Below are 12034 nucleotides of genomic sequence, written 5' to 3'. Positions count from 1 at the left end.
CGCCACCCACGCGTGAGGCCGCGCCGGCGCACGGATACCCCCAGCACCCAGCAGAAGGAGCAGCATGACCATCGGATCAGGAACAGCAGCGGGCAACGGACGGACCGCCCTGGTGGCAGGGGCCACCGGCATTGCAGGCTCCGCGCTCGTGGATACCTTGGCCGGCGAAGGCTGGGAAGTCCTTGCCTTGTCCCGCAGGCCCGGTCCCGGGCGGCCAGGCGTCAGATGGCTTTCCGCAGACTTGACCTCCGCTGAGTCGCTGGCCGCCGCGCTTGCTCCGGAAAATCCCTCCCACGTGTTCTTTACTGCCTGGTCCCGCCGGGACACCGAGGAAGAGAACATCGCCGTCAACGCGGGCATGGTGCGCGACCTGCTCGGGGCACTGCGGGGCAAAGGGGTGGCACATGTTGCCCTGATGACCGGGCTCAAGCACTACCTGGGCCCGTTTGAGGCCTACGCCGCCGGGGAAATGCCGGACACGCCGTTCCATGAGGAGGAGCCCCGCCTGCCTGTGCGGAACTTCTATTACGCACAGGATGACGAGCTGTGGGCCGCGGCGGGGGAGCAGGGGTTCACCTGGTCCGTACACCGCGCCCACACGGTTATTGGGCACGCCGTTGGCAACGCCATGAACATGGGCCTCACACTCGCGGCGCAGGCCACCCTCTGCCGGGACAGCGGGGAACCGTTTGTCTTTCCCGGATCCAAAACGCAGTGGGACGGCCTCACCGACATGACAGACGCCGGCCTGTTGGCCGAGCACATGCTCTGGGCTTCAACTACCCCTGCAGCCGCCAACGAGCCCTTCAACATCGTCAACGGCGATGTGTTCCGCTGGCGCTGGATGTGGCCGAAGCTTGCCGCGTACTTCGGTGTGGAATGGGAGGGCTACCAGGAGGCGCCGCGTCCCCTTGGGCAGTCCATGGCAGGACGGGAGGACCAGTGGCGGCGGATCGCCGCGGAGAACAACCTCAGCGAACCCGACCTGGGCCGCGTGGCGAGCTGGTGGCACACGGACGGAGACCTGGGGCGCGGCATCGAGGTAGTGACGGACATGGGCAAGAGCCGGGATGCGGGCTTTACGGGGTATCGCCGGACGCTGGATGCCTTTACCTTGCTCTTTGACCGATACCGGGCCGACCGGCTGATTCCGTAATGACGCGGTCGCGTCCGGCGAACAGACCCGCCAGCGCCAGGACGGCCATGGCTCCGGCGGTGCCGAGCAGCGGAAGGGTCCAGTCCCCGCTGGCATCCCGGAGTGCACCAAAGGCCACCGGGCCCACCGCGGCCAGGCCGTAGCCCACGGACTGGGCCATGCCGGACAGCGATGCTGCCTGCGGGTGGTTCACGGTCCGGAGGCTGAACAGCGACAGGGCAATGACGATGAGGCTCCCGCAGCCCAAAGCACCCAGGACAACCCACAGCAGGATGAGGTCCGGGGCCAGGGCCAGGCCCAGGAAGGTCACGAACACCAACGCCCCGCTTGTGAAGGACACCAGCCGCTGGTCCGGTCCCCGGTGCAGGACGGCGCCCGCCCCCAGGCTGGCGAACACGCTGATCAACAGGAAGGCGGACAGGTGCACGCCGGCTGTGGTGGCGGGGATCCCGCGGCTTTGCTCAATGGTGGGCAGCCACGCCATCAGGACGTAGAAGGCGATCGATTGCAGCCCCATGAACGCAGTCACCTGCCAGCCCAGCGCTGAGCCCCAGGGCGACCGGTGTGCCGGTTCCTGCTTTTCGGCGTGCACGGCGCTTGTCCCGTTCCGGCGCAGCCAGGGCAGGAGCACGGCCATGGCGATGAGGGCCAGCCCCACCCAGACCCCCAGGGCCAGCCGCCACCCCGCCGGGGAGGTCTGCGCCACGGGAACGACGACGGCGGCCCCCACCGCTGCGAACGCAGCCTGGGCAGCGGTGTAGCTGCCGGTGACCTGGCTGACCCGCAAAGGGAAGTCCCGCTTCACGAGGGAGGGAACCAGGACATTGAGGAACGCGATGGCCACGCCGATCAGTACCGTCCCGGCCCAGATGAAGCCGGGCACCGGCAGTGAGCGGAGCACGATGCCCGATCCGAGGATCAGCAAGGACATCCACAGTGCCCGGTCCAGGCCCAGCCGGGCAGCAAATCCGGGGGCCAGGGGTGAGAAGACTGCGAAGGCGATGAGCGGGAGGCCGGTGAGGAATCCCGCTGCGGCACTGGACAATCCCAAGTCGCTGCTGATGTTGACCAGCACCGGTCCGACGCTGACAAAGGACACCCGAAGGTTGACTGCGATGAGCAGGACGCCGATGAAGGCAGCTCCGAACCTGGCAGTGCGCTGGGAAGGGTTCCGTGTGCCGGCAAGCATTCGTTGTTTCTTCCATCCTTTGGCGGGGTGGCGGGCTTATGGCGCCCATCCAGTTCTCTCATACTGAAGTACCCACCGGTGCTGCCGGATCCCCGGCGCGTCCGCCGAATACGCCGTGGGAGAACCTGCCATTTTCCCAGCCAACTGTGAGGATCATCCGCTCTCCACGGACGTACACTGACCTTCGCACCACGTTTTGTGGACACTCCGTCAGGTGAGGGCCTATTTCGTATGCTCTGGAAGTTGCTCGTCGAATACCTGCGGCCGCACCGGCCGCTGCTGGCCGCCGTCGTGGTTTTCCAGCTGGCGCAGTCCATCGCGTCGCTGTACCTGCCCACGCTGAACGCAGACATCATTGACCAGGGCGTGGCCCGGGGCGATACCGGCTACATCCTGTCCACCGGCAGCTTCATGCTGCTCATCACGCTGGCTCAGATCGTGTGTGCCGTCATCGCCGTGTACTTCGGCGCCAAGGCGGCGATGGGCCTGGGCCGGGACCTGCGCGGCGCCATCTTCGAACGGGTGGGTGAGTTCTCCGAACAGGAAGTCACCAAGTTCGGTGCGCCCAGCCTCATCACCCGCTCCACCAACGATGTCCAGCAGGTGCAGCAGCTGGTGCTGATGTCCGCCACGCTCATGGTGGCCGCGCCCATGCTCAGCATTGGCGGGGTGATCATGGCCATCCGGCAGGACGCCCAATTGTCCTGGCTGATTGCCGTCTGCGTCCCGGTGCTGCTGATCGCCGTCGGACTGATCGTCACCCGGATGGTGCCGCTGTTCCGCAAGATGCAGGCACGGATCGACACCGTGAACCGGGTGCTCCGCGAGCAGCTCACCGGCATCCGGGTGGTGCGGGCGTTCGTGCGCGAGGACATGGAAACCGAACGGTTCGCCGGTGCCAACGCGGACGTCACCGATGTTGCGCTCCGTGCCGGACGGCTGATGGCCCTGATGTTCCCCGTGGTGATGCTGGTCCTGAACGTCTCCAGCGTGGCGGTGATCTGGTTCGGTGCGTTCCGGATCGAGGACGGGTCCATGCAGGTGGGCACCCTGATCGCGTTCCTGAGCTACCTGATGCAGATCCTGATGTCCGTCATGATGGCCACGTTCATGGCGGTGATGATTCCGCGTGCGTCGGTGTCCGCGGACCGGATCGGCGAGGTGCTGGGCACCAATTCCAGCGTCCTGCCGCCGGAGCAGCCGGCCACCAGCGCGGTTCGGCGCGGTGAGCTGGAAATGCGCGACGTCGGGTTCGCCTACCCGGGTGCCGACCAGCCTGTCCTTTCCGGGATCAGCTTCACGGCGCGTGCGGGGCAGACCACGGCGATCATCGGCAGCACCGGCTCGGGCAAGACAACCCTGGTGAACCTGATGCCGCGGCTGTTCGACGCCACCTCCGGGGCGGTGCTGATGGACGGCGTGGACGTCAGGGACCTGGACCCGGACCTGTTGTGGGGGCACATCGGGCTGGTGCCGCAGAAGCCCTACCTCTTTTCCGGCACGGTGCGCAGCAACCTGCTGTACGGCAACCCGGACGCCACCGAGGACGAGCTCTGGAGCGCGCTGGAGATCGCCCAGGCGCGGGATTTCGTGGAGCAGATGGACGAAACGCTGGACGCGCCCATCTCGCAGGGCGGCACCAATGTCTCCGGCGGGCAGCGGCAGCGGTTGGCGATCGCCCGGGCACTGGTGAAGCGGCCCGAACTGTACATTTTCGACGATTCGTTCTCATCCCTTGATACCGGGACCGATGCCCGGCTGCGCCAGGCGCTGAAGCGCAACATTGCGGGGGCCACCATGGTGATCATCGCCCAGCGCGTGTCCAGCATTGTTGATGCGGACCAGATCCTGGTGCTCGACGACGGCAGGATCGTTGCGCAGGGCACGCACCAAGAGTTGCTGGAGACTTCGGATACGTACCGCGAGATCGTCTCGTCCCAGCTGGCAGCGGAGGAGACGGTATGAGCCAGGGACCCACATCCGCACGCGGCACAAAAGGTGCCTCCGCTTCGGGACCCGGCCAGGCCGACGTCGTACGCATTCCCCGTCCCGCCGGCGGACCCGGACGTGGCGGACCCTTCGCCGGGATGAACGTGCCGGCGGAGAAGGCGATGAACTTCGCCGGCTCCGCCAAACGCCTGCTGGGCACGCTCCGGCCGGAACGGCTCTGGCTGGTACTGGTGTTGGCCATGGCCGTGGCCGGCGTGGTGCTGCAGGTGATCGGGCCCCGGCTGCTGGGCGAGGGCACCAACCTGATCTTCTCCGGCGTGGTGTCCAAGCAGTTGCCGCCGGGGATGACGCAGGCGCAGCTGATAGCGGCGCTGCGGGCGGCCGGGGACAACCAGAAGGCGGACATGCTCAGCGCCATGACGCTGACCCCGGGTGCCGGGATCGACTTCGGCGCGCTTGCCAACGTGCTGACGTGGGCGCTGGTGCTGTATGTTCTGGGGTCGGCCTTCATGTGGGGGCAGGCGTATGTGCTGAACGGCGTGGTACAGCGGACGGTGTTCGGGCTCCGCGAGCAGATCGAGGCCAAAATCAACCGGCTGCCGCTGCGGTATTTCGATTCGATCCAGCGCGGTGAATTGCTCAGCCGGGTGACCAACGACGTGGACAACATTTCGCAGAGCCTGCAGCAGTCCATCAGCCAGGCCGTGACGTCCGTGCTGACGGTGCTGGGCGTGCTGGTGATGATGTTTATCCTGTCGCCCACGCTGGCGCTGATCGCCCTGGTGACCATTCCGCTGACGCTGGGGATCACGGCGCTGATTGCCAAGCGGTCGCAGAAGCTGTTCGTCCAGCAGTGGAAGAACACGGGCGAGCTGAACGGGCAGATCGAGGAGACCTACACCGGGCATGCGCTGGTGAAGGTGTTCGGCCGGCAGCGCGAGGTGGGGGAGCGGTTCCGGCAGAAGAACGCCGAACTGTATGAGGCGAGCTTCGGGGCGCAGTTCATTTCCGGTCTGATCATGCCGGCCATGACGTTCATCGGGAACCTGGTGTACGTGGGCATTGCCGTGGTGGGTGGCCTGCAGGTGGCGTCCGGGGCGATGCAGCTGGGCGATGTTCAGGCGTTCATCCAGTACTCGCGGCAGTTCACCCAGCCATTGGCGCAGCTCGGCTCCATGGCCAACCTGCTGCAGTCCGGTGTGGCGTCTGCCGAGCGGGTGTTTGAGCTGCTTGATACGGAGGAGCAGTCCGCCGATCCTGTGGGGGCTGCCTTGCAGAGCCCTGATGGTGCTGCGCGCGGGCGGCTGGTGTTTGAGGACGTCTCCTTCTCCTACTCGCCGGACAAGCCGCTGATCCATGGGTTGTCCCTGGTGGCGGAGCCGGGCCAGACGGTGGCCATTGTGGGGCCGACCGGGGCGGGCAAGACCACGCTGGTGAACCTGATGATGCGGTTCTACGAGCTCGACGGCGGGCGGATCACCTTGGACGGGGTGGACATCACCACCATGAGCCGGCACGACCTGCGCTCCCGGATGGGGATGGTGCTGCAGGATACGTGGCTGTTCGGCGGGACCATTCGCGACAACATCGCGTACGGGCGGCCTGCTGCGTCTTCTTCTGAGGTTTTGGAGGCGGCACGGGCAACGTATGTGGACCGGTTCGTGCGCTCGCTGCCCGAGGGGTACGACACCGTGCTGGACGATGAAGGCTCCAACGTGTCCGCCGGCGAGAAGCAGCTGCTGACCATTGCCCGGGCATTCCTGGCTTCGCCTTCTGTGTTGATCCTGGATGAGGCGACCTCGTCCGTGGATACCCGGACCGAGGTGCTGGTGCAGAAGGCCATGAGTGCGCTGCGGTCCGACCGGACGTCCTTTGTGATCGCGCACCGGCTGTCCACGATCCGCGACGCCGACCTCATCCTGGTGATGGAGGCCGGCCAGATCGTGGAACAGGGGACGCACGCGTCCCTGCTGGCTGCCGGCGGGGCCTACGCGCGGCTGTACGAGGCCCAGTTCGCGGCACCGGTGGCGGAGGTTTAGGGAGGCCATCCTGGAGGATATCGCTCGGCGTCCTGAGTTGTCCCAGGCAGACGGCATCGCGATCTTTGTCGCGACGCCGTCTATCCTCGCTGAATGACCGCCATTCGATTGCTAACAGGGGTCACAGGTAGCTCTTGACGGTCGCCCGGAGGGCCTCGGTGTGTTCGTAAATCTCCTCAAGCGAGTTGATGGCCACGCGCGTTTCTTCTTTGCTGTCGTTGAAAATGCCGATGTACTTCTGGGTTCGGTTGAAGTGCAGCCGAGCAATAGGCTTGCGGTTGTTGTCATCAAGCAGTACGGCAAAGTAGGACTTTGCATCGCGTTGGGCGACGCGAATCGGCTTGACCTCGCTGCAGACGATTGCACGCACAATCTGGTAGCCCTCGATTTCTTCAAGCGTCGTCTCCAGGCCGTCAGCTTCGGCGAGGTCTGCTTCCGCGATGGGCGCACTGGTGACAGCGGTGGGTACCGTCGTGTCCTCCGATTGCGGGAATCCAGGGTTCCCCAGAGCTTTCTTCAGCCGTTCGTTGACCTGGTCATTGAGGAATTGTTTTGTGGCCTTCCCAACCAGCGTGGTGAATTGATCCCGTACCTTCTGTGTATACGGCCCGGAGTAAACCCTGGCTGTCAGGAACTTGACCCATTCGTCTTCAGGCTCCCTGAACTGTGCAGCCAGTGTTCTCTTCAACTCGCCGATGTACTTCAATTCGCCGGCCGCGCTGATGATTGAATCCAAGTCAAAGACATCCTTGGACAACTTCTGTAACTCGGGGATCAGCATCTGGTCAATGTCGTTCAGGTCGAGCACGAGGAACGGCTTGGCATCCATGCGATTCGGTGCATCCAGGTCTGTGAAGAACTGGTAGACCTCACCGTTGGTCAGGATCGCTATACGAGCGTTTGTGACGGCAAAGTAGCGGAAGAGCTGAGAGGCGTGCTCGATTTTCACAGGCTCTGTCGACTTCTTGCACTCGATCAGAATCTGGACCTCACCGTCCTTGACGATCGCGTAGTCGATCTTCTCGCCCTTTTTGAGCCCTACATCCGCGATGAACTCCGGGACCACCTCCAAAGGATTGAAGACGTCGTAGCCAAGAATCGTCGAAATGAACGGCATGACGAACGCGTTCTTCGTTGCCTCCTCGGTCTGAATTACACCCCTCTGCTGCCGCACTTTCGTTGCCAGCGCTGAAAGTTTCTCCGCAAATTCCATGTCTTACCCCCAGTAATGCTCTTACCCGGACACAGCTTCGTGTCCGGTGGCAGTTTCAAGCTGATGAAGCAAAAACTTACATGGCACGGGTGACATTTACACGCAACCGGTTGATGCTGCCGTTATGTTGCCATCCGCTGCGCCGAAATCCGGTGAGCAAAGCTTCCGCCAAGACAGTGTGTGCCGAAGGCAACTTAGAATGTCAGACCCCCGTGACAGTCTTTGCTTATGGAAAGCGGAGCGGTTGTGGATGCGAAAGGCATGGCTGGACTGGCCGGTGCAGTCGCATCCCTTACCGGGTTGGTGGACGAGCTAGCGGGAGTTGTGAACACCTCTGCCGAGGCTGTGGGCCGCACGGATGGTCACGACCCACTGCATGAACTTTCAGAGTCCTGCCTGGACAGCCTGGGCATCGTGGCCCGGGTCGAAGCTGCTACTGCAGCGGTGAAAGTCCGGCTGCTCGCAGAACATTCGGAGGCCGCAGCCGCCATGGAAGCGCCGGCGGAAAGCGCCTTCGAGTCGGCGGCCAGGGAGATGAGTATCGTCGCCGAAGTCGCCTGCACGCTCACCATCGGCGAGGGAGCCGCGTCCGCGCTGTTGCAGGACGCCCATGCGCTCACCACCTCTCTTCCGGCTACGCTCAAGGCCATGGAGGCTGGAGCCATTTCTTGGCGGCATGCCCAGATTATGGTCGACGAAACCAGCGGCCTGGACTCGGCAGCCGCAGCAGCCTTGGAAGCCCACTTCCTGGACCCGGAGGCGCCTAACGCGGCCCGGGGTGCATCTGCCGGAGAGCTTGTGCCGGGCCGTTTCCGGCGGAAGGCACGTGCCTGGCGGGAACGCCATCATCCCGAGTCCCTGGAAACCCGGCACGTTAAGTCCGTGTCGGATCGACGGATGGAATACTCGCCGGACCGGGACGGCATGGCCTGGGTTTCGGTCTACCTGGCTGCTGATAAGGCCTGTGCCATCTGGAACAGGACCTCCGCCCTGGCACGTGGACTGCAAGGACCGGACGAGGCAAGGACCCTTCCCCAGCTCAAGGCAGACCTTGCCGCCAAATTGCTACTCGGTGGCGCCACGGACCTGGCCGGACCCTGGCCGTCCCTCAAAGCCGATGTCCTGGTCACGGTGCCAATCCTTTCCCTCCTCGGTGCTACGGACGAGTCTGCCGACCTGGATAACTACGGGCCTATCCCCGCGTCCATGGCACGCAGACTCGTCACGGAAGGTGCCGGCTCTTTCTATCGGGTTTTGGTGGACCCCCGCGACGGAGCCCCGCTGGAACTTGGCCGCACCAACTACCGGCTCACGGAGTCACTCAAACGGTGGTTGAGGATGCGGGATGGGAAATGCACTTTCCCGGCGTGCAGCAACCACAGCCAGGACAACGAGGCGGACCACCTCACGGCTTGGGAGCATGGGGGCGCCACCGGAATCAGCAACCTGGGACAGTTATGCCCCAAGCACCACCGGCTCAAACATCGGACCGGCTGGAGTCCGGGTGCGGCTTCCAAGAATGAGCCACCGGGCTGGACTTCTCCCAGCGGTCGCCACTACAACGCCGAACAACCGGACCGGGAACCGACAATCTGGCCACCGGGCTGCCTGCCGGGAGAGACCAGCGCGCTGGAGGTACTGGTTGTGGACTATCTCGCGATCTCGTAACCAGCGTTAGTTGGCTGCGCGGAGGACACACCCGCCTGCCCCTTCACGGCTGAGAACTCATCCCCCGATGTTGATGTTCCCCGACGTTCACCATGATGCAACCAAGGCGCCCTGAATCGTTTCGCCAGGCCCAGCAGGCTTTTCAAGCACCCTCAAGCCCGGAACACCCCATTACCGGGCGGACATCCCCGAGGTACCAGGAGTACTCCCGTGTTCGTGAAAAGCACCCTCGCCGCCATCGCCGTCCTCGCCTCACTGGCCGGGACAGCCGTAGCCCCTGCCCAAGCCGGGGCCGAGGCACCCAATCCGGCGCCCGTCGTCGTCGGCCAACCCCTCGCCGGCACCCATGCCCACAACGACTATGAGCATGACCGTCCCCTGTTCGACGCACTGGGGCACGGTTTCACCAGCGTCGAAGCGGACGTATGGCTGGTTGACGGTGAGCTGCGCGTGGCCCACGACCTCGCTGACGCCAAACAGGGCGTCACGCTCGAAAGCCTTTACCTCGACCCACTCCAGGACCTGGTCCGCAGCACCCCCGGCCACAGCGTCTACCCCAAGTGGGACGGCAGCCTGCAGCTCCTGATCGACATCAAGAGCGATGGCGAGGCCACCTACGCCGCCATCGAGCAGGAACTGGCCGAGCACCGCGACATCATGAGCCGCTACACCAACGGCAACGTCAAGACCGGCCCGGTCACCGCCGTCATCAGCGGCAACCGTCCGCTGGCCACCATGCAGGCCCAGGACAAGCGCTTCAGCTTCTACGACGGACGCTCCACCGACCTCACCTCCGGCCTGCCCGCTGCCCTGATGCCGCTGGTCAGCGACAACTGGACCAAGCTCTTCACCTGGCAGGGCGTCGGCCCCATGCCGGAGGCCGAGCGCGCCAAGCTGGGCGCCTTCGTGGCCACCGCAAACGCCAACGGCTACCGCGTCCGCTTCTGGGCCACCCCGGACCAGCCCGGTAGCGCCCGCGACGCCGTCTGGACCGAACTTGCCGATGCCGGCGTGGACCACATCAACACCGACGACCTCGCCGGCCTCCAGCAATTCCTCACCGCCCGCGGCGCCTGAGCCCCCACTCAGGCCAACAACAGAAACAGGACCACCCCATGCTTTCAAAGACTTTGACAATCACGACGGCGGCGCTCACCTTGGCATTCGGCCTCCTGGCGTCCCAGCCCGCTTTCGCCGAAACAGCAGAGGCGGACAACACCACCGACGGCAACCAGGCCTTCACCTTCGCCGCCATCGGTGACATCCCCTACGGCGCCGCCGAGATCGCCAAGTTCCCGTCCCGCATCCAGGATCTCAATGCGGACAAGGAACTGAAGTTCGTAGCACACGTGGGCGATATAAAGAACGGTTCCTCCGTCTGCTCGGACGAGTACTTCTCCTACATCCGCACACAATTCGACAATTTTACCCACCCGCTGGTCTACACGCCTGGCGACAACGAGTGGGTGGACTGCCACCGCACCAACAATGGCGCCTACAACCCGCTGGAGCGCCTGGACAAGATCCGGGAGGTCTTCTTCAACCAGCCCGGCAAGACCCTGGGCGCCACCATGCCGGTGAAGTCGCAGGAGAGCCTGGGTTTGCCGGAGGACGTCCGCTTCGAAAAGAACCGGGTGGCTTTCTCCGTCCTGAACGTCCAGGGCAGCAACAACTCCCTCCTGCCGTGGAGCGGGCTGGGCAAGACTGAACCCACGCCGGAGCAGCTCGCCGAGGTGGAACACCGTACGGACGCCGTGATCGCCCAGATCCACCAGACCTTCGCCGAAGCCAGGCGCAGTAACGACCGCGCCGTGGTGCTCATGCAGCAGGCCGACATGTTCGACCCGTCGCTGCTGGCCGACGCCACCGCAAACCCGGCAACGGTATCCGGCTTCCGCGAGGTCGTCCAGGCCATGGTGGAGGAGACCAACAACTTCGACGCTCCTGTCTACCTGGTCAACGGCGACAGCCACGTCTTCGCTGAGAACCAGCCCCTTGCCGCGGGCTCACCTTGGCTGGACATCTACGGCTCACCCGCCGCCGACAACCTGCAGCGCATCACGGTGGACGGCGCCAACAACGCCGTGGACTACGTCCGCTTCACGGTGGCCGGAAACAGCGCCAAAGGCGCCGACGTGCTGAGTTGGGAAAAGGTCCCCTTCAGCAAGTAGCAGCGCAAAGGAGAGCGGACGACGGCGGGCGCCCACCCGCCGTCGTCCGCTTTCCCTGTGGGAGCTACAGTCGGAGCTCCATGAAGACGCTGTGGGGGTCCAACACGTAGGCGGCGAAGGGCTCGCACACCGTGAAACCGTGCCGGGCGTACAGCCGCCGCGCGGCCGCGAAGTAGTCCTCGGTTCCGGTCTCCAGATAGACCCGCTCAAGGTTCCGCGTACGGGCGTCATCAAGGATATGTCCCAGTATGAGGGCGGCCACGCCCCGGCCCCGGGCGGTTGCCGTGGTGCGCATGGACTTGATCTCGCCATGCCTCTGCGGACCGGCGGGGGAGTCCAGAAGCTTAAGAGCGCCGCACCCCAAAAGGTTGCCGTCCTCGCGGGCCGTCCAGAACGTGACGGACGGGGCGGACAGGGCCGAATGGTCCAGGGCGTGCACGCTCTCGGCCGGCGAGGTGGCGAACATGTCGGCGAGGTGCTCGCTGAGGAGCAGGTGGACGTCGTCGCGCGCGGGGCTGTCCCGGTCTATCGAAATCATCGCCTCAAACTTACCCGTTGCGCACAGCGGTACCCGTATGCCAAGATTCCCCTGATCGTGAACCGACTCCAGGAGGTGAGACCCATGAACGCTGTATCCGTAATGGGTGC

The 12034-nt window shown here is 64.6% G+C and carries 9 protein-coding genes; 6 read left to right on the top strand and 3 right to left on the bottom strand.

Annotated features, from left to right (window positions below; all coding sequences use genetic code 11):
• Positions 1–64 precede the first annotated feature (64 nt).
• Positions 65–1156 (top strand): SDR family oxidoreductase, encoded by a 1092-nt coding sequence (locus tag NIBR502770_RS15505; RefSeq protein WP_141182527.1) that lies wholly within the window; start codon positions 65–67, stop codon positions 1154–1156.
• Here the strand turns inward: NIBR502770_RS15505 and NIBR502770_RS15500 are convergent.
• Positions 1110–2345, bottom strand: a complete 1236-nt coding sequence (locus tag NIBR502770_RS15500; RefSeq protein ID WP_141182526.1) for an MFS transporter — start codon at positions 2343–2345, stop codon at positions 1110–1112. The genes NIBR502770_RS15505 and NIBR502770_RS15500 overlap by 47 nt on opposite strands.
• A gap of 231 nt (positions 2346–2576) precedes the next feature.
• Here NIBR502770_RS15500 and NIBR502770_RS15495 point away from each other — a divergent pair, with 231 nt between their 5' ends.
• Positions 2577–4310 (top strand): ABC transporter ATP-binding protein, encoded by a 1734-nt coding sequence (locus NIBR502770_RS15495; RefSeq protein ID WP_141159256.1) that lies wholly within the window; start codon positions 2577–2579, stop codon positions 4308–4310.
• Complete coding sequence (locus NIBR502770_RS15490) at positions 4307–6334, top strand: ABC transporter ATP-binding protein (protein ID WP_141182525.1); 2028 nt, start codon at positions 4307–4309, stop codon at positions 6332–6334. Before NIBR502770_RS15495 ends, NIBR502770_RS15490 begins: the two co-directional genes overlap by 4 nt.
• 121 nt (positions 6335–6455) lie before the next feature.
• Here the strand turns inward: NIBR502770_RS15490 and NIBR502770_RS15485 are convergent, their stop codons facing one another.
• Positions 6456–7547, bottom strand: a complete 1092-nt coding sequence (locus tag NIBR502770_RS15485) for a type I restriction endonuclease (RefSeq protein WP_141182524.1) — start codon at positions 7545–7547, stop codon at positions 6456–6458.
• 228 nt (positions 7548–7775) lie between these two features.
• On the opposite strand from NIBR502770_RS15485, the gene NIBR502770_RS15480 reads away from it, so the two are divergent.
• The 3 genes from NIBR502770_RS15480 (at position 7776) to NIBR502770_RS15470 (ending at position 11386) form a co-directional block, all read left to right on the top strand.
• Positions 7776–9215, top strand: coding sequence for an HNH endonuclease signature motif containing protein (locus NIBR502770_RS15480; RefSeq protein ID WP_141182523.1), 1440 nt, complete (start codon positions 7776–7778; stop codon positions 9213–9215).
• Positions 9216–9425: 210 nt separating this feature from the next.
• Positions 9426–10292, top strand: coding sequence for a phosphatidylinositol-specific phospholipase C/glycerophosphodiester phosphodiesterase family protein (locus tag NIBR502770_RS15475; RefSeq protein WP_141182522.1), 867 nt, complete (start codon positions 9426–9428; stop codon positions 10290–10292).
• 38 nt (positions 10293–10330) lie between these two features.
• The gene (locus tag NIBR502770_RS15470; protein ID WP_141182521.1) at positions 10331–11386 is read left to right on the top strand and encodes a metallophosphoesterase; all 1056 of its coding nucleotides are present in this window, start codon (positions 10331–10333) and stop codon (positions 11384–11386) included.
• Positions 11387–11450: 64 nt separating this feature from the next.
• On the opposite strand, the gene NIBR502770_RS15465 is transcribed toward NIBR502770_RS15470, so the two are convergent.
• Entirely contained in the window at positions 11451–11924 is a 474-nt protein-coding gene (locus NIBR502770_RS15465; protein ID WP_141182520.1) for a GNAT family N-acetyltransferase, read from the bottom strand.
• Positions 11925–12034 lie beyond the last annotated feature (110 nt).

It is taken from the genome of Pseudarthrobacter sp. NIBRBAC000502770, assembly GCF_006517815.1.
GTDB lineage: Bacteria > Actinomycetota > Actinomycetes > Actinomycetales > Micrococcaceae > Arthrobacter > Arthrobacter niigatensis.
Note: the sequence above shows the minus strand (reverse complement) of the source record. Positions and strands in the feature narration are given on the sequence as shown.

Bases quoted from the DNA above. Each gene is read 5' to 3' on its own strand.
- NIBR502770_RS15505 (WP_141182527.1), top strand. From the start codon at position 65: ATGACCATCGGATCAGGAACAGCAGCGGGCAACGGACGGACCGCCCTG.
- NIBR502770_RS15500 (WP_141182526.1), bottom strand. From the start codon at position 2,345: ATGCTTGCCGGCACACGGAACCCTTCCCAGCGCACTGCCAGGTTCGGA.
- NIBR502770_RS15495 (WP_141159256.1), top strand. From the start codon at position 2,577: ATGCTCTGGAAGTTGCTCGTCGAATACCTGCGGCCGCACCGGCCGCTG.
- NIBR502770_RS15490 (WP_141182525.1), top strand. From the start codon at position 4,307: ATGAGCCAGGGACCCACATCCGCACGCGGCACAAAAGGTGCCTCCGCT.
- NIBR502770_RS15485 (WP_141182524.1), bottom strand. From the start codon at position 7,547: ATGGAATTTGCGGAGAAACTTTCAGCGCTGGCAACGAAAGTGCGGCAG.
- NIBR502770_RS15480 (WP_141182523.1), top strand. From the start codon at position 7,776: ATGGAAAGCGGAGCGGTTGTGGATGCGAAAGGCATGGCTGGACTGGCC.
- NIBR502770_RS15470 (WP_141182521.1), top strand. From the start codon at position 10,331: ATGCTTTCAAAGACTTTGACAATCACGACGGCGGCGCTCACCTTGGCA.
- NIBR502770_RS15465 (WP_141182520.1), bottom strand. From the start codon at position 11,924: ATGATTTCGATAGACCGGGACAGCCCCGCGCGCGACGACGTCCACCTG.